The organism is Streptomyces sp. NPDC045695 (genome assembly GCF_056432025.1).
This window is the reverse complement of record NZ_JBWKJU010000001.1, coordinates 1-23,312: the sequence shown is the minus strand read 5'-3', so window position 1 is coordinate 23,312 and position 23,312 is coordinate 1. Positions and strand designations below refer to the sequence as shown.

The following is a 23,312-nucleotide window of genomic DNA, read 5'->3' as shown; positions in this document are numbered from 1 at the left end:
ACCACATTATGCACTAGTACAACGGAGTTCGCATCATGACCGCTACGCCCGCCACGCAAGCGCCCGCGTCGTCCGGGCCGACCACCTCGTCCGACGCGTACGCGCCCACCGACCGCACGGTGCCGACCCGTTCCCGGGACCGGGCGCGCTACGACCGCGAGACGGTGCACTCGATACTCGACCAGGCCTACATCTGCCACCTCGGCTTCATCCGCGACGGCGCCCCGGTGGTCCTGCCCACGCTCTTCGCCCGCGTCGGCGAATCGATCTACATCCACGGCTCCACCGGCTCCCGCCCGCTCCTGGCGGCCGGCCAGAGCGACCCGGGCCTGGCCGTGTGCGTGACCGTGACCCACGTCGACGCACTGGTCCTGGCGCGTTCGGCCTTCCACCACTCGCTCAACTACCGCTCGGTGGTCGCCCACGGCATCGCCTACGAGGTCACCGACGAGGCGGAGCGCCGGACGGCCCTGGACGCCCTGGTCGACTCGGCCGTCCCGGGCCGCTCCGCCGACGTCCGGCCCGCCTCCGCCAGGGAACTCGCCGCCACCGCGGTGATCCGGCTGGACCTGACCGAGGTGTCCGCGAAGCTGCGCAACGGCCCGGTGAACGACGACGCGGAGGACCTGGACCTGCCCTACTGGGCGGGCCTGGTCCCGGTCGCCCCGGCGTACGGGACCCCCGTGCCCGACGCGCACCTCGCCCCCGGCACCGAGGTCCCCGGTTACCTCACCGCGCTCTGAGGACGCGACCGCGCGGCGGCGGGCTCCCGTTCCGGCCGCCGCGCGGGACGGCGGGTCTCGGCCACGATCAGGGCGCCCACCGCCGCCAGCAGCAGTACGGTGCCGAGCACCACGGCGCCGGTAAGCCGCTCCCCCAGGAGCAGTACGGCGATCACCGCCGCGCTCACCGGCTCGATCAGCATGATCACCGACACGGTGGCGGCCCGTACGGCCGCGGCCCCCGTGAAGTAGAGCGCGTACGCCAGCGCCGTCGGCACCGTGGCGACGTACACCAGCAGCCACAGCACCCGCCCCAGCTCGCCGGTGTGCGGCAGCAGCCCCTCCACCGCGGCGAGCGGCAGCAGGCAGACCGTGCCCACCGCGACCGACCAGGCGGTGGTCACCAGCGGGTCCCCGCCCGCCCCGCGCTGCCCGAGCCAGCGGGCACGCAGGGTCATCGCTGCGTACCCGGCGGCCGAGAGCAGCGCCCAGCCGATGCCGAGAGGTCGCACCTCGGCCCCGCCACCGCCCAGTACCAGTACGGCGAGCCCGGTCAGCGCCCCGAGGACGGCGGCCGCGCCACCGCGGCCGAGCCGCTCGCCCATCCAGTGCCGGGCGCCGAGCGCGATGAGCACGGGTCCGGCGCCCAGGGTGACCACGGTGCCCACCGCGAGGCCGGTCTCGCGCACGGCGGCGAAGTACGCGGCCTGGAAGAGCGTGAACAGCAGCCCGGTCACGATCAGCGAGCCCGCCGAGGGCCGCGCCCGCCCGGGCTCGGGGCGGGTCCCCCGGACGGCGAGCACCCCCAGCAGCACGACCAGCCCGCCCGCGCACCGCCAGAACGACAGGGCGAGCGGGCCGAGGTCACTGGCCAGGAAGAGGAGTGAGGCGGCCGCCCCGGCGGTGCCCCAGGCGGCTCCGGCGACGACGAGGTACAGCAGACTGCGCCCGGCAGCGGGCGAATGGTTCGACACGAGAAGTCTCCGCGCATGCGTGAAGGATGAGGGAAGCAGGTCATCGCTTCGCGGGCAGCGCGGACCCGCCCGGGGACTCCCGGGCCGGGTCGGACCAAGGTGGAGGCGCCGCCCGCGCTAGGCGGCGGGAGGCGGAAGCACGGTCGAAGGCATGATCGCCACCCTAGGCTCTCGTCGTCTCGCGGTCCAGGGCCGCCGCGGCAGCCCGGTCCGCCGGGGCCGACGGCGTCGCGGCGGCTTCCCCGGTTGCCGCGGCTTCAGGCGTCGCGGCGGCCGCCGGGGTCGCCTGGGCCGCGGGGCCGGACCGGGAGGACTGCGCGATGAAGGCGCCGCCCAGCACCAGCCCGCCGCCGACGATCTGCCAGGTCGACAGGTGCTCGCCGAGCAGGATCCAGGCCAGCACGGTGGCGACGACCGCCTCCAGGACGGCCACCACACCGGCGACCTGCGGCGACAGCTTGCGCACGGAGACCACGCCGGTCAGATAGGCGAAGACCGTCGCGATCAGCACCACCCAGCCGAGCAGCACCGGCGCCGGCACCATCGTGTCGCCCATGGCCGCCTGCCCGCCGAGCACCTGCCAGTCGATCTCCCACGGCCGGGCGATCACCGTCATCACCAGGGTGCCGACGAGCATGCCGTACGCGATCACACCGAGCGGGTCGGGGACGTCGTCCCCGTCCGCGCCCTGATCGGCGAAGACGAAGTAGAAGGCCTGGCAGCAGGCGGCGGCCAGGCCGAAGAGCACGCCGAGCAGGTCCAGGCTGAGCCCGGCCCAGATCTCGACCACACAGGCCAGGCCCGCGACGGCCACGGCCGCGCCGGCGGCGGCGCCCCGCGTCACGGGCTTGCGCTGCACGAAGCGGATGTAACCGAGGAGCAGCGCGGGGCCCAGGTACTCCAGCAGGAGGGCCACGCCGACCGGGATCCGGGACAGCGAGGCGAAGTAGAAGGCCTGCACACCCGCCACGGCGACCAGCCCGAAGCCCGCCACCAGCGCGGGCCTGCGGCGTACGAGATCGCGGTGGCGCCAGGCGAGCGGGGACAGCACGAGCGCTGCCCCGGCCACCCGGAGCCACACCATGTGGAGCGGGTCCAGACCCGCCTCGATCAGCGGCTTCGCCGCCACGCCGGAACCACCGAACGCGAACGCCGAGACCAGGGCGAGGCCCAGTCCGGCATGTCTCCCTGACGCTTGCATCGGACCATCATCGCAGGGCGAGTCAGGAGCGTCACGAGGGTGACGCCTGTTGAGACGCACGCGTCATCCCGCCCGCCCGGACCCTACATCTGACAGGTCGTCAGTATTGAATGTTGCACCCGCCACGGCTACCTTCCGCCGCACGTACCCGACGAGAAGGGGTGGTCGCATGGCTGAAGTCACCGCGGAATCACGCATCGAGGCGTCCGCCGCGAAGCTCTGGTCCCAGCTGACGGACTGGGACGCGTACGGCCAGTGGAGCATGACCCACACCGATTTCCCGAAGGGCGGGCCCGAGACCCTCGCGGTCGGCTCCACCTTCGCCGAGAACATGAAGATGATGGGTTTCCCGGCCGAAGTGCTCTGGACCGTCTCGGAGCTGGAGGACGAGCGCCTCTTCGCCATCACCGGCAAGGGCCCGATGGGCGTGGCCGTCCTCACCCGCTACACCCTGACCCCCGACGGCGCGGGCACCACGGTCCGCATCGACGGCGAGTTCACCGGCGCGGCCGTCTCGCTGATGGCGGGCAAGCTCAAGGACTCGGCCACCGCCGCGCTGAACGAGTCCCTGCGCAAGCTGGCCGCCCTGGTCGCCTGACCGTCCCGCCCCCACCCCAGCGGAACGGCGGCAGCCCGCGCGCATGACGGCGCGCCCCGCGAGCGGACTCGCGGGGCGCGCCGTCACGCACGGGGGGCTGCGGCCTCAGTGCTCGTCGGCCAGGATCAGGTAGAGCTTCTTGCGGGCGTCGTTGATGACGCCGAGCGCCTTCTCCCGCTGCTCGGGCGAGCCGGTCTTGAAGACCTGCCCGAAGGCCTCCATCAGGCCGATGCCGGCCGTGCGGACCTCGTGCATCGCCTCGACGTCGAAGCCGCGCCCGGCATCCGCCCACGGGGCGTCCGGACCCGAGGCGGCCTCGGTCCGGCCGGCCTCGGTGAGCGTGAACAGCTTCTTGCCGCCCTCGCTCTCATTGGTGATGAGCCCCTCGTCCTCCAGCAGCTGCAGGGTGGGGTAGACCGAGCCCGGGCTGGGCTTCCAGGCCCCGCCGCTGCGCTCGCCGATCTCCTGGATCATCTCGTACCCGTGCATCGGCCGGTCGGTGAGCAGCGCCAGGATCGAGGCGCGCACGTCACCGCGCCGCGCCCTGCCCCGCGGTCCCCCGCGACCGCCGCGCCCGCCGAAGGGGCCCTGCCCGAAGGGCGGCCCGAACGGCCCGAAGGCGGCGCGCAGCCCCTTGAACCCTTCCCGGCGATCGGGCCCGCAGTGACCGTGGCCCCGCCCGTGCTCATGTCCGTGACCGTGTCCGGGCTGTCCCGACGGTCCGTGCTGTCCATGTGAACGCATGCCTGCGCTCCTCTCGCCGTTGCGTCTCGCGATCGGTTGTCCGATGTATCCACTATCGATGATCCATCGCGATGCGTCAACGATATATCGGGAACCAGTCGAGCGAACAGCCCCGGCCAGTGCGGGGGGCAAGGATGCGCGCCAAGGCCAGTCACCCCGGATTGGCCTTTGTCGTCGATCAAGGAATCCCCCTACCGTCGGGGCATGCGCATCCGAACCGTCGACGCCTTCACCGACCGTCCCTTCCACGGGAACCCCGCCGGAGTCCTGCTCCTGGACGGCGCGTTCCCCCCGGACGCCTGGCTCCAGCAGGTCGCCTCCGAGATGAACCTCTCCGAGACCGCCTTCGCCCACCCGCTGCCGCCCGGCGGCGACGCCGACTGGGCGCTGCGCTGGTTCACCCCCGCCGCCGAGGTCGACATGTGCGGTCACGCCACGCTCGCCACGGCACACGTCCTGAGCGAACAGGGCCTGGCCACGGGGCTGATCCGCTTCACCGCCCGCTGCGGCATCCTCACCGCCGAGGCCGCCGCGGACGGCGCGATCACCCTGGACTTCCCGACGTCCTCACTGACCCCGGTCCCGGTCCCGCCCGCCGTGGACCACGCGCTCGGCGGGGCCCCGATCCTCTCCGTGCACGACACCGCCGCCCACATCGGGGACGTGCTCATCGAGCTCGCCGACGAGAGGACCGTCCGCGAACTGGAGCCGGACCACGCCGCCCTGCGCGCCTTCGCCAAGCGCGGGGTGATCGTCACCGCGCCCGCCGAGGATCCCTCCCGCGGGTACGACTTCGTCTCCCGCGGCTTCTTCCCCGCCTTCGGGATCGACGAGGACCCGGTCACGGGCAGCGCCCACACCGCGCTCGCCCCGTTCTGGGCGCGACGTCTGGGCCGCACCGAGCTGACCGGCCTCCAGGGCGGGGCCCGCCAGGGGCTGGTCAAGGTCACCCTGGCCGGGGAGCGCACCCTGCTGACCGGTCACGCGGTCACCGTCCTCGACGGGGAGCTGCTCACCGCCCCCTGAGGGCGGCCGGGCCGTTCACGGCGTCGGCAGCCAGCCCACCTTGCCCGCGAGCAGGGCGTACCCGACGAAGGCCACGACGTCGAGCAGCGCGTGCGCGACGACGAGCGGCCCCACCCGCCCCCAGCGCCGGTAGGCCAGGACGAACACGACGCCCATCACCATGTTGCCGATGAAGCCGCCGATGCCTTGGTAGAGGTGGTAGGAGCCGCGCAGCACCGAGCTGGCCAGCAGCGCGGCCGTCGGCGACCAGCCCAGCTGGTCGAGCCGGCGCAGCAGGTAGGCCAGGACGATGACCTCCTCCACCACGGAGTTCTGCAGCGCCGAGAGGATCAGTACGGGGAACTTCCACCACACGTCGGGCAGCGCCTCCGGCACCACCGTCAGGTTGAAGCCGGTGGCCCGCGCCGCCAGGTAGAAGGCCAGGCCCGCGCTGCCGATACCGGCGGCGACCAGCGCGCCCCGGCCCAGGTCCCACCCGGGCCTGGTGCGGTCGAAGCCCAGCGCCCGCAGGCCGGGGGCGCCCTCGCGGGTCAGGAAGTGCGCCACCAGCAGGACGGGAACCAGCGCGGTCGACATCCCGAACAGCTGCCAGGCCAGGTCCAGCCAGGGCCGGCCGGGCGCGTACGAGCCGTTGAGCGTGGCGGCCTGGTCCTTCAGACCGCCGGGCTTGGTGAGCGAGCCGATGAAGCTGATCAGGGCCGACACTGCGCTCGCGCCCAGCGACAGCGCCAGGACGAGCAGCGTCTCGGTGCCCAGGACACCCCGCCGCCCGTCCTCGCCCAGCCCCACGACCACCGGCTCCGGCTCCGCCCGCACGCCCGACTCCCGTCCTGCCATCCCGTTACGACCACCCCATACTGCCTCCTCGGGCGGCTCGGAGGATCACTGCGGGGGTCCCGGACGGCTCCCGGACGACTAGGAACGACTCCCCGGCCACTCCGGACGGCTCCGGACGCCTCAGCGCGCCGCCGGCACCGGGGCGCTCACCTCCCCGAGCCCGACGGGCCAGGTGTGCACGGGGTCGCCCTTGTGCATCAGCTCGCTGTACCGCCGGGTGGTCGCCGCCAGCGCCTCGTCGCGCTCCAGACCGGTCGCCAGGGCCCGGTGGTAGGTGTCCACCTGCCAGGTCGCCCCGTTCACGCGCCGTCGGCAGCGCTCCTCGATGATGCCGAGGTAGTGGTCCCGGTCCGCGGGCTCGATGCCCCAGGCGTCCAGGCCCGCCGCCGCCATGGGCAGGAGCTCGTCCAGGACCAGCCGCACGGCGGGCACGCTGGCCAGTCCCCCGGCCCGGCCCCGGCGCGGCCACCGCAGCCGCGCGTCGATCCCGTACCGGCACGCCGCGTCGAAGTTCGCCTCCGCCTCGGCGAAGGGCAGCCGGCTCCACACCGGGCGCGGCTCGTCCGCGAGGGTGCGTACCAGCCCGTAGTAGAAGGCGGCGTTCGCGACGACGTCGGCGACCGTCGGCCCGGCCGGCAGCACCCGGTTCTCCACCCGCAGGTGCGCCACCCCGTCCGCGACCCCGTACACGGGCCGGTTCCACCGGTAGACGGTGCCGTTGTGCAGGACCAACTCCTGCAGCCCGGGCACCCCGCCGCCGGCGAGCACCCGCAGGGGCTCCTCCTCGTCGCAGATCGGCAGCAGGGCCGGGAAGTAGCGGACGTTCTCGGCGAAGAGCTCGTACGCCGAGTCGACCCAGCGCTCCCCGAACCAGGTGCGCGGCCGCACCCCCTGGGACTGGAGCTCGGGCGGCCGGGTGTCGGTGGCCTGCGTGAACAGCGGCGGCCGCGACTCCCGCCACAGCTCGCGCCCGAACAGGAAGGGCGAGTTGGCGCCGACGGCTATCTGGGCGGCGGCCACCGCCTGCGCCGCGTTCCACACGTCGGAGAAGCGGGCGGGCGTCACCTGCAAGTGCAGCTGTACGGACGTGCAGGCGGCCTCCGGCACGATGGACCCGCAGCTCCACACCAGCCGCTCGACCCCGTCGATGTCGAGCGCGAAGTCCTCCCCGCGCATCATCAGGATCTGCTCGTTCAGCAGGGAGTAGCGGTCCACCGCCGAGAGGTTCGCGGTGACCAGGTCCGCGCGGGAGATCGTCGGCAGAATACCGATCATCACGACTCCGGCGTCGATCTCCGCGGCCTGCCGGTGGGCATAGCCCAGCCCCGCACTGAGTTCCTCTGCGAGCTGGTCGAATACCCGGCCGCCGAGCCGGTGCGGGAGAACGTTCACCTCCAGATTGAACATTCCGAGTTCGGTCTGGAAATCAGGGCTCGCAATCCGCTCCAGCACCTGCGCATTCAGCATTCTCGGCAGCCCGTCGGCGCCCGCCAGATTCAACTCGATCTCCAGCCCCATCATGTTCTTCGGGCGATCGAACCTCTTCTCCGCCAGCAGCCGCTCCAGTCCCTCCAGACACTCGTGAAGTTTCCTTCGATACCGCTGCCGATCGGACAGGTCGAATCCGCCCGCCACGACCTTCTCCCCCATCGAAGCGTCCCCTCCTCGAGTGGGCCCGGCTCGGAACATCCAGGCACGCATTACGGTCGATGATGCCCCGGCAGCGTGATCCGTAACGCCCGGGGGGCGTGCGTGGCGCGGAGCGCGCGCCGGTTTGGCCGAAGGGCGCTTCGGCACATTCACCTGGCAAGTCGCTCCGCGCAAATTCCGCTCCGACTTTGCCGTTTCTGGATAACCGGTGCTTTCCAGCCGAGCCCCCGTCCGGTAACCTCCGAGGTCAGCGCGGCATGTCCGCGCACATCCGGCATGAATGCCATGTCAGTGGGACCGGTAAGCACCTTGTCGGCAATAGGCGGGACAGCTAGCCGAAACACTGTGTGAACACATGTCGTATAAACTCCGCAAACGAGGCAGAGAGTTGGCGCGCGGCCATTGCCCCTCGGCCCCCCTCTGGCCCCAGAATGCGACAGCTCCGTCCGCACCTGCCCCCGATCCACAGGTCTCCCAAGTGAGAGGCGACCCACCATGCCGCTGCATGTCCCCCCGGCTCCCGCGCCCGCCCTGCGCAGCGTCCTCGCGGCCCTCGGTTCCCCCACCGCGGTGCACGAGGCACGCACTCCGGCCCTGCGTGCGATCCAGGGGCCGCTGACCCCCGAACTGCCCCTGCCGGTCCACGTCCTCGACGGGCTGAACGTCTCCGGCCTCGCGGCGGGCGGCAGGCCGCCGCGCACCCGGCTCACCGGCTGGCGGTTCCTGATCCGCAGCGGGGAGCGCCACGTCGCGGCCGCCGACACCCGGCTGACACCGGACGGGTGGATGTTCTCCCACTTCTTCGAAGGGCCCTACGTCGCCGCCACCGAACGCGCCCTGCGCCAGGCGGAGTCGCTCCCGGGGAACTACCAGCCGCGGCTGCTGTCCGTACCGGAGCTCTACATGCTGACCCTGTGGCTGCACGGGGCGGTGGGCGCCGACGCCTCCGCCGGGCTGCCCGCCGGCGAGGACCTTCTGGTCCCGCTGGCACCGGCCCCGCCCGGCATCGCCGCGTACCGGCCGCACCCGGTGTCGGAGCTGCTGCCCGTACTGACCCACCGACTGACCCCCGCGGCGCCCCCGGCCCCGCCGACGCTGGCCGCGCCCGCCGCGTAGGCCCCGGGTGGCCGCCCGGCTCAGATGACCCATTCGGCCTAGCCCGCTTGGGCCATCGGCGAACCATCCGAAATGACAGGGGAGTTGGCCTGAACCGCCCGCACGAGTGATGCGTCCTCACTCTATGAGGACAGCTGCCGGGAAATACCTGCGAAGCGGCTGTCGTGGGGGAAGACTGAGGACAAGCTCCCCGCGGGTGCGGGGATGACCCAGGGGGACGGCCATGAACCACCCGTCGAGCCGTAGCACGCAGACCACACCGCAGCGAAAGAACGCATCCATGTGCCAGCACCAGCCTGCCTGCCCGTCAGCCGAATCCGCCGACCGGGAGGCCGCACGCCCGGTGGCCAACCACCCGGAGCAGGGCTGGAGCCTGCTGTGCAATGGCGTCCTGCTCTTCGAGGACACCGGTGAACTGCTGCCGGACGGTCAGATCATCGCCCCGCACCGCCCGCTCGCGGCGGCGTGAGCGACCCGGACCACGACGAAGGGGCCGGCCCGGGAGAACATCCCGGACCGGCCCCTCCTTCATGAGGTCACGCGCTCACGCACGCACGAGCTCACGCGTCCGCGCTCAGTTGTCGTACTCGTCCAGCGGCGGGCAGGAGCACACCAGGTTCCGGTCGCCGAACGCGCCGTCGATGCGGCGGACCGGCGGCCAGTACTTCTCGGCGGCCGTGACCCCGCCCGGGAAGACGGCCTCGTCGCGGGTGTACGGGTGGTTCCACTCGCCGCCCAGAGCCGCCGCGGTGTGCGGGGAGTTCGCCAGCGGGTTGTCGTCCACCGGCCACTCGCCGGCCGCGACCCGCTCGATCTCACCGCGGATGGCGATCATCGCGTCGCAGAAGCGGTCGATCTCGGCGAGGTCCTCGGACTCCGTCGGCTCGATCATCAGCGTGCCCGCGACCGGGAAGGACATCGTCGGGGCGTGGAAGCCGTAGTCGATCAGGCGCTTGGCGATGTCGTCCACGCTCACGCCCGTGCTCTTCGACAGGGGGCGCAGGTCGATGATGCACTCGTGCGCGACCAGGTTGCCCGGGCCGGTGTAGAGCACCGGGTAGTGCGGCTCCAGGCGCTTGGCGATGTAGTTGGCGCCCAGCACCGCCACCTGGGTGGCGCGCTTGAGGCCCTCGCCGCCCATGAGGCGCACGTACGACCAGGAGATCGGCAGGATGCCGGCCGAGCCCCACGGCGCGGCCGAGATCGGGCCGACGCCCGTCTCGGGGCCCGCGGTCGGCTGGAGCGGGTGGTTCGGCAGGTACGGGGCCAGGTGGGCCCGGACACCGACCGGGCCGACACCCGGACCGCCGCCGCCGTGCGGGATGCAGAAGGTCTTGTGCAGGTTCAGGTGCGAGACGTCGCCGCCGAAGTGACCCGGCTTGGCCAGGCCCACCAGGGCGTTCAGGTTGGCGCCGTCGACGTAGACCTGGCCGCCGGCCTCGTGCACCTGGGCGCAGATCTCGGCGACGTGCTCCTCGAACACGCCGTGCGTGGACGGGTACGTGATCATCAGCACGGCGAGCTCGTCGCGGTACTGCTCGATCTTGGCGCGCAGGTCGTCCGCGTCCACCTCGCCGTCGTCCGCGGTCTTGACCACGACGACCTTCATGCCGGCCATGACGGCGCTGGCGGCGTTGGTGCCGTGCGCGGAGGACGGGATGAGGCAGACGGTGCGCTGTTCGTCGCCGTTGGCGCGGTGGTAGGCACGCACGGCCAGCAGGCCGGCGAGCTCACCCTGGGAGCCGGCGTTCGGCTGGATGGAGACCTTGTCGTAGCCGGTCACCTCGCAGAGACGTTCCTCCAGCTCGGTGATGAGCGTGAGGTAGCCCTCGGCCTGCTCCACCGGGGCGAAGGGGTGCAGCTGGCCGAATTCGGGCCAGGTCACCGGCTCCATCTCGGTGGTCGCGTTGAGCTTCATGGTGCAGGAGCCCAGCGGGATCATGCCGCGGTCCAGCGCGTAGTCCTTGTCCGAGAGCTTGCGCAGGTAGCGCAGCATCGCGGTCTCGGAGCGGTGCTGGTGGAAGACGGGGTGCGTCAGGTACTCGTCCGAGCGCAGCAGCCCCTCGGGAAGGGTGTCCGCGGCGGTCTCGTCGAGCGCCTCGATGTCGGCGCTGACGCCGAAGGCGGCCCAGACGGCCTCGATGTCGGCGCGCAGCGTGGTCTCGTCACAGGAGACGGAGACGTGGTCGGCGTCGGCCTGGTGGAGGTTGACCCCGCCCTCACGGGCGGCGGCGACGACCTCGGCCGCCCGGCCGGGCACGCGGGCGGTGATGGTGTCGAAGTACGCGCCGTGCACGATCTCGACCCCGCCGGCCGTCAGACCCGCGGCGAGGAGGGCCGCGTAGCGGTGGGTGCGGCGGGCGATCGTCCGCAGGCCGTCCGGGCCGTGGTAGACGGCGTACATGGCGGCCATGACGGCCAGCAGCACCTGCGCGGTGCAGATGTTGCTGGTGGCCTTCTCGCGGCGGATGTGCTGCTCGCGGGTCTGCAGGGCCAGGCGGTACGCCTTGTTGCCGTCCGCGTCCACGGAGACGCCGACGAGACGGCCGGGCAGCGAGCGGGCGTGCTTGGCCTGGACGGCCATGTAGCCGGCGTGCGGTCCGCCGAAGCCCATGGGGACGCCGAAGCGCTGCGTGGTGCCCACCGCGATGTCGGCGCCCAGCTCACCCGGGGACGTCAGCAGGGTCAGGGCGAGCAGGTCGGCCGAGACGGTGACGATGGCGCCGAGCCCGTGGGCCTGGTCGATGATCGGCTTGATGTCGCGAACGGCGCCCGAGGCGCCCGGGTACTGGAGCAGCACGCCGAAGACACCGCGCTCGGCGATCTCGGCGGGGATGCCGTGGGAGAGGTCGGCGACGACGACCTCGACGCCCGTGGGCTCGGCGCGGGTCTCGATCACGGCGATGGTCTGCGGCAGCGCGTCGGCGTCGATCAGGAAGACGCCGTCCTTGACCTTGCCCACGCGGCGGGCCAGGGACATGGCCTCGGCGGCCGCGGTGCCCTCGTCGAGCAGCGAGGCGCCCGAGGTCGGCAGCCCGGTGAGGTCGGCGACGACGGTCTGGAAGTTCAGGAGCGCTTCGAGGCGGCCCTGCGAGATCTCCGGCTGGTAGGGCGTGTACGCCGTGTACCAGGCCGGGTTCTCCATGACGTTGCGCAGGATCACCGGCGGCGTGAAGGTCCCGTAGTAGCCGAGACCGATCATGGAGGAGAGGACCTGGTTGCGGTCGGCGAGCGAGCGCAGCTCTGCCAGCACCTCGGCCTCGGTCCGCGCCTCGGGCAGGTTCAGCGCCTCGGCGGTCTTGATCACATCCGGTACCGCGGCGGCGGTCAGTTCGTCCAGGGAGCCGTAGCCCACCTGCGCGAGCATCTTCGCCTGGGCCCCGGCATCAGGGCCGATGTGGCGCTGCTCGAAGGGGATGCCTCGCTCCAGCTGGGAGAGCGGAATGCGGTTGGCGGTCATGTACGGAGGCCTCCTGGTCGTATGACCTGCGAGGGGCACCACGGCGCGGGCACCCGGACGGCCTCCCCCTCTGTCATCTCAACCTGAGAGTTTCACCGGAGTCCAGGGGTTGCCCGTGAGCTCCGGCTTTCACCGTCGGTGAGGGGAGGGACCGGCACTGCGCGCCTGGTACCCGCCCCTGCTTTCCAGAGTGGCCTCGTCCGTGCGGTACGTATGCCTGAGAGATTCCGGGGAGGATTTGCTCCTTCGGCGCCTCCGTCTTGCTCACTCGGAGGACTCTCCCGCACAGGGTCGACAGCCATCACCCAGCCTACCAGCGAGGATCCGGACACTCCCCGAGTGGCCTCCTGTCCGAATATGCACTTCTGTAGTCATTACGGAAGTGTTGCGACCATTTGGAGGGACCGTGCAGACCGACATCGATCCGCGCAGCCTGATCGGCCGCAAGGCGTTCGACCGTAACGGCACCAAGATCGGCACCGTCGACGAGGTCTACCTCGACGATGCCACGGGCGTCCCGGAGTGGGCGGCCGTCCGTACGGGGCTCTTCAGCCGGGACGCCTTCGTCCCCCTGGAGCCGAGCGAGCTGGTGGGCGAGACCCTGCGCGTGCCCTTCGAACGCTCCCTGATCAGGGACGCCCCCGACTTCGGCGTCGGCCGCCACCTCTCCCCCGAACAGGAGCTGCAGCTCTACCACCACTACGGTCTGGACACGACCCTCCCCTCGGAGTTCCAGCGCGACTTCGGCAACCTCGCCGGCGACGAGGGCTAGGGGACGTCTAAGCGGCGTCCCCCACCAGGGGCAGCGGATCGGAGGGCTCCAGCTCGGGGTCGTCGACCCGGAAGGTGCGCACCCGGCCGGGCTGCGATCCCGGCTGCTCGAAGCGGACGGTGACCCGCCCGACCCCGCTGCCCTGGACCCACCCGGGCCCGTACACCGCGTGCCGTACGTCGGTCCCGGGCGTCCAGCGCCGCTCGGGAGCCGGATCCGGCGCCGGTTCCCCGGGCAGCTCCGGCCCCGACGGCGGTTCGCCGGCCCCGTCGGCGGCCTCCGAGCGCCCGGCGCCGCCGGCAACGCCGTCCGCCCCGTCCGCTCCGTCCGCCCCGACCGCCCCCGCAGCCCCGTCCGGCTCAGCGGCCAGCGACTGCGCGAAGAGGTCCTCCTGCGTGTAGTCCGCGAGCCCGCTGACCCCCACCCCCAGCAGCCGCACGCCGCCCGTGGTGTCCACGCCCTCCAGCAGCCGCCCCGCCGCCTCCCGGACCACCCCGGGGTCGTCCGTGGGCCCCCGCAGCGTCTCCGACCGCGTGAGCGTGGAGAAGTCGTAGCGCCGCACCTTCAGCACGATCGTGCGCCCCGAGTGCCCCGACGCCCGCAACCGCTGGACGCACCGGTCCGCCAGCCGCTGCACCTCGCCCCGGATCCGCACCCGGTCGTGCAGGTCCACGTCGAAGGTGTCCTCCACCGACACGGACTTCGCGTCCCGCTCCGCGACCACCGGCCGGTCGTCCAGCCCCAGCGCCATCCGGTAGAGCCCCACCCCGTGCGCGCGCCCGACCATCCGGACCAGCTCGTCCTCCCCGGCCTCCACCAGCTCCCCCACCGTGGTGATCCCGGCACGGCGCAGGTGCTCCCCGGTGGCCGGCCCCACCCCGGGCAGGGTCCGTACCGACATGGGGGCGAGCAGCTCACGCTCGGTCCCGGGCTCGATCAGCAGCAGCCCGGCCGGCTTGGCCTCCTCGGAGGCCACCTTGGCGAGCATCTTCGACCCGGCCAGCCCCACCGACCCGCTGAGCCCGGTGGCGGCCCTGATGTCCGCCCGCAGCCGCTCCCCGACCTCCCGCGCGGTCGGCGAGTCGAACGCGACCCCGCCGGCCTCCAGGTCCACGAAGGCCTCGTCCAGGCTGAGCGGCTCCACCAGCGGGGAGAGCTCCCGCAGCATGGCCATCACCACGTCGCTGACCTGCCGGTAGAGGCTGAAGCGCGGGATCAGGCAGGCACCGTTCGGACAGAGCCTCCTGGCCTGCGCCATGGGCATCGCCGAGTGCACCCCGAACCGCCTGGCCTCGTACGAGGCCGTGGCGACGACCCCGCGCGGCCCGAGCCCGCCGACGATGACGGCCTTGCCGCGCAGACTCGGCTTCGACGCCTGCTCCACGGAGGCGTAGAAGGCGTCCATGTCCAGATGCAGAATGGTCGGCGCGGCTCTCACAGCACCGATGCTGCCCTACGGCACTGACATTCCCCAGGGCGGACGGCGTCAGACGGCGCGGTTGCGCCGGGCCGCCAGCTCGTCCGCCGGATTCTTCCCGACCAGGGTCTCGCCGGTGTCCACCCGCTCGCCGTGCAGCTGGGACAGCGCGCTCTCGACGTCGCGCCAGACCACGCCCACGGCGATCCCGAAGACGCCCTGTCCGCCCTGGAGCAGGCTCACGACCTGGTCCGGCGAGGTGCACTCGTACACGGAGGCGCCGTCACTCATCAGCGTCACCCGCTCAAGGTCCTGGATCCCGCGGTCACGCAGGTGCTGGACGGCCGTACGGATGTTCTGCAGCGCCACCCCGGTGTCCAGGAAACGCTTGACGATCTTGAGGACCACGACGTCGCGGAAGCTGTAGAGGCGCTGCGTGCCCGAACCGTACGCGGGCCGCACGCTGGGCTCCACCAAGCCGGTCCGCGCCCAGTAGTCGAGCTGCCGGTAGGTGATGCCGGCCGCGGCGCACGCCGTCGGCCCGCGGTATCCGATCTGCTCGGGCGCCGGTTCACCGTCCACCGGGCCGACCGGCGTCGACTCCGGCTGACGGCGCGCGGAACCGACCGCACCGCCGTGCAGCGGGTACGGTCCAGCATCACTCCGTACGGGGGTGCCCCCGGTCGTACCGTCGCCCGTGATCCTCACGCCGACCCTCCGTCCTTGACCTGCCCACCTTGAAGGTAGGCAGTCACCAGGGGTGCGTCAACGATCGCCACACTCGGCACGCCGAGTGATAATCACCCTGAGAGTGGTTTCACGTATCCGTTTGCGGGGAAAGGCTACTCGAATGGGCCGGAAGCCCTCGGGGACGACGCGGCCGACACCCTCACTGCGGGCCGGGACCGGTACCGAAGTCCTCGGGCGAGATCTGGTCGAGGAACTCGCGGAACTTCTCCACCTCGTCCTCCTGCTCGTCGGGAATGGCGATTCCGGCGTCGTCCAGCACACCGTCACTGCCGTAGATCGGCGTCCCCGTCCGCAGGGCGAGCGCTATCGCGTCCGAAGGCCGCGCGCTCACCTCCACCCCGCTGGCGAAGACGAGCTCCGCGTAGAAGACGCCCTCCCGCAGATCCGTGATCCGGACCTCGGTGAGCTCCTCGCCGACCGCCTCCAGCACGTCCTTGAACAGGTCGTGCGTCAACGGACGGGCAGGGGCCATCCCCTGCTGCGCGAAGGCAATGGCAGTCGCCTCCCCAGGACCGATCCAGATGGGGAGGTACCGGTCGCCTCCCACTTCACGCAGGAGCACGATCGGTTGGTTGGAGGGCATTTCCACCCGGACACCCACAACGTCGAGCTCGTTCACACAGCAACCCTAGGACCTGCCCGGCAGGTTTGGGTAGTCGGGGCCCCCTTGGTCACCTCAGCCGGACCCCGAGAGCGGTCTGTACGAGCGCCTCGTGCAGCCGTACGGACAGCCCCGCGAGCTCCTTCAAAGTGGCCTCGGCGTGCGCTCTGGTCTGCGGATTGCGGTGCCGGCGCAGCGGCGCCACGACCTGCTCCACCAGGCCCGCCTCCCGGTCCGCGGCGGCTTTCATCGCCCGCAGGTGCCGCGGCTCCAGTCCGAAGCGCCCCAGATCGGCCACGAGACGGGCCACCGTGACCGCCTCGGCGTCGAACCCGCCCTCCGGACCCTCCGCGAGCAGCCCGTACGACTCCCATTCGACGAGCTGGGCCTCGTCCACTCCGGCGGCCGCGAGCAGCTCGGCGCGGCCCACACGGGCCACGGGGGGCCGCTCCCGGCCCACCTCGCCGTAGACGGCCGCGGGGCTCTCGGGATCGACGGACTCCCCGTGCGCCGAGGGGGCGGGGATGCGGATCTGCTCACCGCGGGCGAGCGCGTCGAGCTGCTCTCGGATGACCTTCAGCGGCAGGTAGTGGTCGCGCTGCAGGCGCAGGATGCGCGCGAGGCGCTCCACGTCCTCGGTGCTGAACTTGCGGTATCCCGAAGGGGTGCGCCGCGGCTCGACGAGCCCCTCCGCCTCCAGGAAACGGATCTTCGAGATCGTGACTTCGGGGAACTCGTCACGCAGCGTGGTGAGCACCGTGCCGATGCTCACCAGCCGCCCGGCCGAGCCGGTACTGCCGGCGGTGCCGCCCTTCGGGGCACCGCCGGTCGGGGTACGCAGCATGGGACCTTCCCTTGAAGGGTCAGACGCCCCGCAGGCTCGCGTAGAAGACCAGCCGGTACTTGCCGATCTGCACCTCGTCGCCGTTGTGCAGGGCGACGGAGTCGATCGGTTCACGGTTCACGTACGTGCCGTTGAGGCTGCCGACGTCGCTGACGGTGAAACCGCCGTCCGGGCTCCTGCGGAATTCGACATGGCGCCGGGAGACGGTGACGTCGTCCAGGAAGATGTCGCTCTGCGGATGCCGGCCCGCCGTGGTCAGCTCGCCGTCCAGCAGGAAGCGGCTACCGGAGTTGGGTCCGCGCCGCACGATGAGCAGAGCGGAACCGGGGGGCAGCGCTTCCACCGCGGCCTGGGCCTCGGGGGACAGCGACGACGACACGTGCGATTGTCCCGACACCTCGGCCTCGTAGGCCTCCAGGCCAGAGATCGAGATGGTGGACGTGGTCTCCGAAGCACGCTCCGGCGTCAGGCCCGCCCGCAGCGGCGCGCCGCAGTTGGAGCAGAACCGACTGGCCGCATCGCTGCGGTGTCCGCACCTGCTGCAAATCTGCTCGGCCGACATGGACGGCTCCTCGCGCCGCGGCTGCCCCGCGGAGGCATGGGTGGCATACGGGTCGGGGGCAAACCCTCCACCCGTACTTGAGGTTGATGGTTCACCGAAACCTATGCGTCCGGTACCGGCAGGGTCAACAGCCGACGCGCCGGGCGCGCCGGAAACATCCCCCGCACCGGCGACCTCGTCGCGGAAGAGCGGCCGGTCGCCCTGCCCCTCCACGTCGCCGTGCCCCGCACGGTGCCTCGCCGCGCCGCTTTCCTCGCGGTTCTTCTTGCCGAACAACTTCTCAAACAACTTCACGGGCGATTCCCCTTGACCGAAACAGACCCGCCCGTGGGGCAGGACGAACTCCGAATGCAGACACCTGCCGACCCTGACATCAACACAACGTCCGTAACCACCAGACAGTTTCCACCACGCACCGCGACTTCGGTGCGCCGACCCCCCGCAGGCATCCGCCCGCGTGAGCCGGTCCACTCTTCACTCCGCATCATCACGATGACGACCGAGCGTAGTCAGGCTGCTTCGCAGCCCGCAAGGCATCCACAACGATCTTCGCCGACCGTGTGACGACGACGGTCGCCTGCTCCTTCTCCAGCGTCTGGACGACACCGCCGGGAATGTTGAGCGCGGGCTCCAGATCCTGGGCCTTTCCGATCACCCTGAACTCATACGGCTGTGTGATCTTCTTACCGTCGATCCCGACCCCGCCGCTCTCCTCCGAGAAGTAAGAGCCCGCGACCATCCGCACACCGTTGATCTGGATCGCCTCCGCGCCGGCCGCCCGCAGCTCCTGGAGCGTGTCCAGCAGCTGATCGGCCCGCACCTGACCCGTGGGATCGGTGATCTTCAGCGTGATGCCCGGCCCCTGCGCCGCCACGGTACCGGCCAGGATGCCGAGTTGACGCTCCTTCTCGACGGTCTGCCTGCGCGCCTCCTCGGCCTGGTTGGAGCTGCTCTCCAGCTCCTTGCGCTGATCCTCCAGCTTCTGCTTCTCGTCCTCCAGGCGCTTGGTCCGCCCGTCGAGCTCGTCGAGGATCCGCACGAGGTCCTCCTGACGGGCCCCGCGCAGCGCACTCGAGTCGCTGTTCGAGCGCACCTGGATGGCCAGACCCAGCCCCAGGACGAACAGCAGCAGCGCCACGATCAGTTGGGCGCGGCTCACCCGCGGCGGCCAGAGACCCGCCGCGAGCCGCTGGCGGCCGGTCTCCTCGGGCGGCGCGGGCTCCCCCGTGCCCTGCGGCTCCTCGGGGCTGTCGTTCGTACTCATCGGCCTCACGCCCGGAACACGTGCCGGCGGATGGCCGCGGCGTTGGAGAAGATGCGGATGCCGAGGACCACGACGACACCCGTGGACAGCTGCGAGCCGACGCCGAGCTTGTCACCGAGGAAGACGATCAGCGCGGCCACCACCACGTTCGACAGGAACGACACCACGAAGACCTTGTCCACGAAGATCCCGTCCAGCATCGCGCGCAGACCGCCGAACACCGCGTCCAGCGCCGCGACCACGGCGATCGGCAGATAAGGCTCCACCACGGCCGGTACCTCGGGCCGGACCAGAAGCCCGACCACCACTCCGGCCAAGAGGCCCAGTACCGCGATCACGATGCACCCTTCTGCTGCTCTGCTGCTGTAGCTGTACGTACGGTCAGACTCGACGCGGCCGGCAGCCGCACCTCGTCCGCGGGGGACAGGGTGTAGCGGATCCCGTAGCTCTCCTGCAGCACGTGCAGGTACTGGCCGTCCGCGGAGTCCTGGAAGGCCGTGCCGAGCCGCTTCTTGTCCCCCACCGCCAGCACTTCGTACGGCGGCACCAGCGGCCTGTTGTCGACCAGTATCGCGTCACCCGCGGCCCTGATGGCCGACAGCGCCGTGAGCCGCTGCCCGTTGATGGAGACGGCCTCCGCCCCGGACTGCCACAGCCCGTTGACGATCTTCTGCATGTCGCGGTCGCGCAGCCGGCCGGTGTCCGAGAAACCGGAGCTCTCGCGCGGTCCGCCACCCTTGGAGGAAGCACCCTTCGCGTCGTCCACCACCAGCTTGACGCCGGGCCCGCGGACCTCCGTGGCACCGGACAACAGCGCCACGAGCTCGCCCTGACCACCACTGGGTTGCTGCAGCGCCGCGCGCTGGCGGGCGGCCACATCGGTTCTGAGGCGGTCGATGTCCCGCTCCAGACCGTTCGCGCGCTCGTCGGCCCGCTCGACCCGGTCGATCAGTTCGTGACGCTCCTTGGCCAGCACCGGCGCGGCTATCCGCGCCTCGGCTGCGCCCAGGGTGACGACCATGGCGGCGAGCACGAGCCCGGCGGCCAGCCCCAGTTTCGCCTTGAGGGTGCGGGGCAGACCCGCCGTACCCTGGGCCTCACGCCGGGCGGACGCCTCCGCGTATCCCTCGTCGAGACTGTGGTCCATCACGTGCGTCAGCAGCGACATGGAGGCGTCCGGGCGCGCGGGCGGCACAGGAGAGGCCGAACTCCGGCTGGGGGGCGGCTGCGACATGCCGCACATCGTCGCATGTCGGCGCCCTGCACACCGAATGCACCCGTCCGGCGGGCCGGGGCGGGGTCGTCCCCCCGCACCCGGCCCGCCGGACTCGGTCCTACGTCAACAGCCGCCCGGCACTCAGTGCCCGTCCACCACGGCCGCCCACTCGTCGAGCAGGGCCTGCGCCGAGGCGTCGTCGGGGCCTTCGGCCCACAGATGGGTGACCGCCTCCGCCGGATCCGGCAGGACCAGCGCCCACCGCCCGTCGGCCTCGACCACCCGCACCCCGTCGGTGGTGTCCACCTGACGGTCGCCGGCGGCCTCCACGACCCGCCGCATCACGAGCCCCTTCACCGCCCACGGCGTCGGGACGTCCCGCTTGAGCACGTGCGCCCGCGGGATCCGGGCGTCGATCTGGCTCAGCGTGAGCTGCGTCCGCGCCACCAGCCCGAGGAGCTGCACGAAGGCCGCCGACCCGTCGAACACGCTGCTGAACTCCGGAACGATGAAACCGCCGCGGCCGTCCCCGCCGAAGATGGTGTTCTCCGCACGCCCCACCCGCGTCAGGTCGTCGGGCGACGTGGTCGTCCACTCCACCTGCGTGCCGTGGTACGCCGCCACCTGCTCGGCGACCCGCGTCGTGGTCACCGGCAGCGCGACCTTGCCGCTGCGCTTCTCCGCTGCCACCAGGTCGAGCAGCACCAGCAGGGCCCGGTCGTCCTCGATGATCCGCCCGCGCTCGTCCACCAACGAGATCCGCTCGCCCACCGGGTCGAACCGCACCCCGAAGGCCGCTCTGGCCGAGGCGACGATCTCGCCCAGCCGCACCAGCCCGGCGCGTCGGGACTCCGCGGTCTCCGTCGGCCTGGTTTCGTCGAGCCCGGGATTGATCGTCAGGGCGTCCACCCCGAGCCGCCCCAGCAGGCTCGGCATGACCAGCCCGGCGCTGCCGTTGGAGGCGTCCACGACCACCTTGAGCCCGGCGTCGCTGATCCCCGTGGTGTCCACCCGCCGCAGCAGCGAGCCGGTGTAGGCGTCGAAGACACTGCCCGGGAACTGCAGGTCACCGATCTCGCCGGGGAACGCACGCCGGTACTCCTGGCGCGCGTACACCCGGTCGAGCTTGCGCTGCTGCTGGAGCGAGAGGTCCGCTCCCCGCTCGTCCAGGAACATGATGTCCACCGAGTCGGGCACACCCGGCGAGGTCCGCAGGACGATGCCGCCCGCACTGCCCCGCGCGGTCTGCTGCCGCGCCACGGGCAGCGGTACGTTCTCCAGGTCGCGTACGTTGATGGCGCTGGCCTGGAGCGCCGAGATCACCGCCCGCTTGAGCGCTCGGGCGCCTCGGGAGTGGTCACGCGCCGTGGTGACGGTCGCCCCCTTCTTCAGGGTCGTCGCATAGGCTCCGGCGAGCCGGACCACCAGCTCGGGCGTGATCTCCACGTTCAGGATGCCGGAGACTCCCCGCGCACCGAACAGATGGGCCTGTCCTCTGGACTCCCAGATGACCGAGGTGTTGACGAAGGCTCCGGCCTCGATCGTCTTGAAGGGGTAGACCCTCACGTTCCCCTGGACGATCGATTCCTCACCCACGAGGCACTCGTCACCGATGACGGCCCCGTCCTCGATCCGCGCGGCCCGCATGATGTCGGTGTTCTTGCCGATGACGCAGCCGCGGAGATTGCTGTGGGGCCCGATGTACACGTTGTCGTGGACGACGGCCTTGTGCAGGAAGGCGCCGCTCTTGACGACGACGTTCGACCCGATGACGGTGTGCTCGCGGATCTCGACGCCTGCCTCGACCTTGGCGTAGTCACCGATGTACAGCGGCCCGTGCAGCACCGCGTCCGGGCTCACCTCGGCCCCTTCGGCGACCCATACGCCGGGCGAGATCTCGAAGGCGTCCATCTCGACCTGGACCTTGCCCTCCAGCACGTCGGCCTGGGCCTTGACGTAGCTCTCGTGCGTGCCCACGTCCTCCCAGTAGCCCTCGGCCACATAGCCGTAGATGGGCCGGCCTTCCTTCATCAGCTGCGGGAACACGTCGCCGGACCAGTCGACCGAGACGTCCGGGTCCACGTAGTCGAAGACCTCGGGCTCCATGACGTAGATACCGGTGTTGACGGTGTCCGAGAACACCTGCCCCCACGTCGGCTTCTCCAGGAAGCGCTCGACCTTCCCTTCCTCGTCCACGATCGTGATGCCGAATTCCAGCGGGTTCGGCACCCGCGTCAGGCACACCGTGACGAGGGCGCCCTTCTCCTTGTGGAAACGGATCAGATCGGTGAGGTCGAAGTCCGTGAGCGCATCGCCCGAAATGACGACGAACGCATCATCCTTCAAGGCCTCCTCGGCGTTCTTCACGCTGCCGGCGGTGCCGAGTGGCTTCTCCTCGTTGGCATAGGTGAGCTCCATCCCGAGCTCCTCGCCATCCCCGAAGTAGTTCTTGACGAGCGACGCCAGGAACTGCACGGTGACCACGGTTTCGTTGAGCCCGTGGCGCTTGAGCAGCCTGAGCACGTGCTCCATGATCGGCCGGTTCGCCACCGGCAGGAGCGGCTTGGGCATGCTCGAGGTCATGGGACGAAGACGTGTGCCTTCGCCACCGGCCATCACGACGGCCTTCATGTCGGAAGAGTCCTCCTTGAGAGATGACAGTCGTACCGACATCACCCGTCTCGGTCGGTGACTCGGCAACTCCACCGCGTCATCAGGCCGCCCGGGGCGAGCTCAATCGGCTGTGGCGTCAGCCTTCACCAAACGGCGGACTTGAACCACATAAAGGACTCCTGCCCACCAATAGAGGGTTGTACCCCATCCGGCGAACGCCCATCCGAAAACTGACCCCGTCCAGGCCAACCAGCCGCTCCCGTCACTGAGCAGGAGCAACGGAAACGCGTACATCAGGTTGAAGGTCGCGGCCTTGCCGAGGAAGTTGACCTGCGGGGGCGGATAGCCGTGACGGCGCAGGATCCACACCATGACCAGCAACATCAGCTCACGCGCGAGCAGGGCTCCGGTGACCCACAGCGGCAGGATCTCCCGATAGGTCAGCCCGAAGAGCGTCGAGAGAATGTACAAACGGTCCGCGGCCGGATCCAGCAGCCGGCCGAGGTTGCTGATCTGGTTCCAGCGCCGGGCCAGCTTCCCGTCGAGGTAGTCACTGATCCCGCTGAGCATGAGGACGGCCAGAGCCCATCCGTCGTGCTTCGCGAGGATCAGCCACAGGAACAGGGGCACGCCGGCCAGGCGAGCCATGCTCAGGACGTTCGGAATGGTGAAAATTCGGTCAGTCTGAACCCGAGTCTCCTGGACCTCCACCCGGGGGCCTCCACTGTGACTGTAGAAATCGGTCGTTCGATGCCCCTTGACCCTACAGGAGACCGCACACGTGCCCGTAAACGCAGAAAAGCCCCGCACCGAACCCGTAAGGGCTGGTGCGGGGCTTCCGCAATGATTGTTCGGCGGCGTCCTACTCTCCCACAGGGTCCCCCCTGCAGTACCATCGGCGCTGAAAGGCTTAGCTTCCGGGTTCGGAATGTAACCGGGCGTTTC

22 protein-coding genes, 1 rRNA gene and 1 riboswitch are annotated in these 23,312 nt (G+C 71.0%); of the genes, 6 read left to right on the top strand and 17 right to left on the bottom strand.

The features are described from left to right. The first annotated feature begins 35 nt into the window (after positions 1-35). Complete coding sequence (locus AC07DU_RS00115; protein WP_479108776.1) at positions 36-743, top strand: pyridoxamine 5'-phosphate oxidase family protein; 708 nt, start codon at positions 36-38, stop codon at positions 741-743. Here the strand turns inward: AC07DU_RS00115 and AC07DU_RS00110 are convergent. Further along, complete coding sequence (locus tag AC07DU_RS00110) at positions 725-1,696, bottom strand: DMT family transporter (RefSeq protein WP_479108775.1); 972 nt, start codon at positions 1,694-1,696, stop codon at positions 725-727. The two genes, AC07DU_RS00115 and AC07DU_RS00110, sit on opposite strands and share 19 nt — an antisense overlap. 163 nt (positions 1,697-1,859) lie before the next feature. Then, positions 1,860-2,897 carry an EamA family transporter gene (locus tag AC07DU_RS00105; protein WP_479108774.1) on the bottom strand — a complete coding sequence of 346 codons (1,038 nt, stop codon included), beginning with the start codon at positions 2,895-2,897 and terminating at the stop codon, positions 1,860-1,862. Positions 2,898-3,066: 169 nt separating this feature from the next. Here AC07DU_RS00105 and AC07DU_RS00100 point away from each other — a divergent pair, with 169 nt between their 5' ends. Beyond that, a complete protein-coding gene (locus AC07DU_RS00100; protein WP_360904099.1) occupies positions 3,067-3,495 on the top strand; it encodes a type II toxin-antitoxin system Rv0910 family toxin in 429 nt (142 codons plus the stop codon). Positions 3,496-3,600: 105 nt separating this feature from the next. Here AC07DU_RS00100 and AC07DU_RS00095 read toward each other — a convergent pair whose 3' ends face one another. Beyond that, the gene (locus AC07DU_RS00095) at positions 3,601-4,239 is read right to left on the bottom strand and encodes a PadR family transcriptional regulator (RefSeq protein ID WP_479036951.1); all 639 of its coding nucleotides are present in this window, start codon (positions 4,237-4,239) and stop codon (positions 3,601-3,603) included. Between the two features lie 204 nt (positions 4,240-4,443). On the opposite strand from AC07DU_RS00095, the gene AC07DU_RS00090 reads away from it, so the two are divergent. Beyond that, a complete protein-coding gene (locus AC07DU_RS00090) occupies positions 4,444-5,265 on the top strand; it encodes a PhzF family phenazine biosynthesis protein (protein ID WP_360904093.1) in 822 nt (273 codons plus the stop codon). Positions 5,266-5,280: 15 nt separating this feature from the next. On the opposite strand, the gene AC07DU_RS00085 is transcribed toward AC07DU_RS00090, so the two are convergent. Beyond that, positions 5,281-6,102 carry a CPBP family intramembrane glutamic endopeptidase gene (locus AC07DU_RS00085; RefSeq protein ID WP_479036957.1) on the bottom strand — a complete coding sequence of 274 codons (822 nt, stop codon included), beginning with the start codon at positions 6,100-6,102 and terminating at the stop codon, positions 5,281-5,283. A 120-nt stretch (positions 6,103-6,222) separates the two neighbouring features. Then, on the bottom strand, positions 6,223-7,752 hold the full coding sequence (locus AC07DU_RS00080; protein ID WP_479036960.1) for a glutamate-cysteine ligase family protein: 1,530 nt from the start codon (positions 7,750-7,752) through the stop codon (positions 6,223-6,225). 495 nt (positions 7,753-8,247) lie between these two features. Here AC07DU_RS00080 and AC07DU_RS00075 point away from each other — a divergent pair, with 495 nt between their 5' ends. Together AC07DU_RS00075 and AC07DU_RS00070 are read left to right on the top strand one after the other, a co-directional pair. After that, on the top strand, positions 8,248-8,868 hold the full coding sequence (locus AC07DU_RS00075) for a hypothetical protein (RefSeq protein ID WP_360904084.1): 621 nt from the start codon (positions 8,248-8,250) through the stop codon (positions 8,866-8,868). Positions 8,869-9,148: 280 nt separating this feature from the next. Beyond that, positions 9,149-9,337: a DUF5999 family protein gene (locus AC07DU_RS00070; RefSeq protein ID WP_030009772.1), complete on the top strand. Its 189-nt coding sequence runs from the start codon at positions 9,149-9,151 to the stop codon at positions 9,335-9,337. Between the two features lie 105 nt (positions 9,338-9,442). Here AC07DU_RS00070 and gcvP read toward each other — a convergent pair whose 3' ends face one another. Then, positions 9,443-12,328, bottom strand: a complete 2,886-nt coding sequence (gene gcvP, locus AC07DU_RS00065; RefSeq protein WP_479036966.1) for an aminomethyl-transferring glycine dehydrogenase — start codon at positions 12,326-12,328, stop codon at positions 9,443-9,445. A gap of 195 nt (positions 12,329-12,523) precedes the next feature. After that, positions 12,524-12,622, bottom strand: a riboswitch (glycine riboswitch). 112 nt (positions 12,623-12,734) lie between these two features. Here gcvP and AC07DU_RS00060 point away from each other — a divergent pair. Further along, positions 12,735-13,100 (top strand): PRC-barrel domain-containing protein, encoded by a 366-nt coding sequence (locus tag AC07DU_RS00060; RefSeq protein WP_360904465.1) that lies wholly within the window; start codon positions 12,735-12,737, stop codon positions 13,098-13,100. A gap of 7 nt (positions 13,101-13,107) precedes the next feature. Here the strand turns inward: AC07DU_RS00060 and AC07DU_RS00055 are convergent, their stop codons facing one another. From AC07DU_RS00055 to rrf, 11 genes are all read right to left on the bottom strand, one after another. After that, positions 13,108-14,538 (bottom strand): DNA polymerase IV, encoded by a 1,431-nt coding sequence (locus tag AC07DU_RS00055; RefSeq protein ID WP_479036968.1) that lies wholly within the window; start codon positions 14,536-14,538, stop codon positions 13,108-13,110. Between the two features lie 48 nt (positions 14,539-14,586). Then, a complete protein-coding gene (locus tag AC07DU_RS00050; RefSeq protein ID WP_360904458.1) occupies positions 14,587-15,225 on the bottom strand; it encodes a MerR family transcriptional regulator in 639 nt (212 codons plus the stop codon). A 181-nt stretch (positions 15,226-15,406) separates the two neighbouring features. After that, complete coding sequence (locus tag AC07DU_RS00045) at positions 15,407-15,886, bottom strand: bifunctional nuclease family protein (protein ID WP_360904455.1); 480 nt, start codon at positions 15,884-15,886, stop codon at positions 15,407-15,409. Between the two features lie 52 nt (positions 15,887-15,938). Further along, positions 15,939-16,712 (bottom strand): transcriptional regulator FtsR, encoded by a 774-nt coding sequence (gene ftsR / locus AC07DU_RS00040; RefSeq protein ID WP_479036973.1) that lies wholly within the window; start codon positions 16,710-16,712, stop codon positions 15,939-15,941. A 19-nt stretch (positions 16,713-16,731) separates the two neighbouring features. Next, a complete protein-coding gene (locus AC07DU_RS00035) occupies positions 16,732-17,676 on the bottom strand; it encodes an FHA domain-containing protein (protein ID WP_360904468.1) in 945 nt (314 codons plus the stop codon). 85 nt (positions 17,677-17,761) lie between these two features. Next, a complete protein-coding gene (locus AC07DU_RS00030) occupies positions 17,762-18,538 on the bottom strand; it encodes a DUF881 domain-containing protein (protein ID WP_360904449.1) in 777 nt (258 codons plus the stop codon). 5 nt (positions 18,539-18,543) lie between these two features. Further along, positions 18,544-18,876 (bottom strand): small basic family protein, encoded by a 333-nt coding sequence (locus AC07DU_RS00025; RefSeq protein WP_007262894.1) that lies wholly within the window; start codon positions 18,874-18,876, stop codon positions 18,544-18,546. Then, positions 18,873-19,781: a DUF881 domain-containing protein gene (locus AC07DU_RS00020; RefSeq protein WP_360904446.1), complete on the bottom strand. Its 909-nt coding sequence runs from the start codon at positions 19,779-19,781 to the stop codon at positions 18,873-18,875. Before AC07DU_RS00020 ends, AC07DU_RS00025 begins: the two co-directional genes overlap by 4 nt. A 114-nt stretch (positions 19,782-19,895) precedes the next feature. Continuing rightward, entirely contained in the window at positions 19,896-22,385 is a 2,490-nt protein-coding gene (locus tag AC07DU_RS00015) for a sugar phosphate nucleotidyltransferase (protein ID WP_479036977.1), read from the bottom strand. Between the two features lie 102 nt (positions 22,386-22,487). Further along, positions 22,488-23,078: a cardiolipin synthase ClsA gene (clsA, locus tag AC07DU_RS00010; RefSeq protein WP_479108773.1), complete on the bottom strand. Its 591-nt coding sequence runs from the start codon at positions 23,076-23,078 to the stop codon at positions 22,488-22,490. 138 nt (positions 23,079-23,216) lie between these two features. Then, positions 23,217-23,312, bottom strand: a 5S ribosomal RNA gene (gene rrf, locus AC07DU_RS00005); the annotation flags it as partial.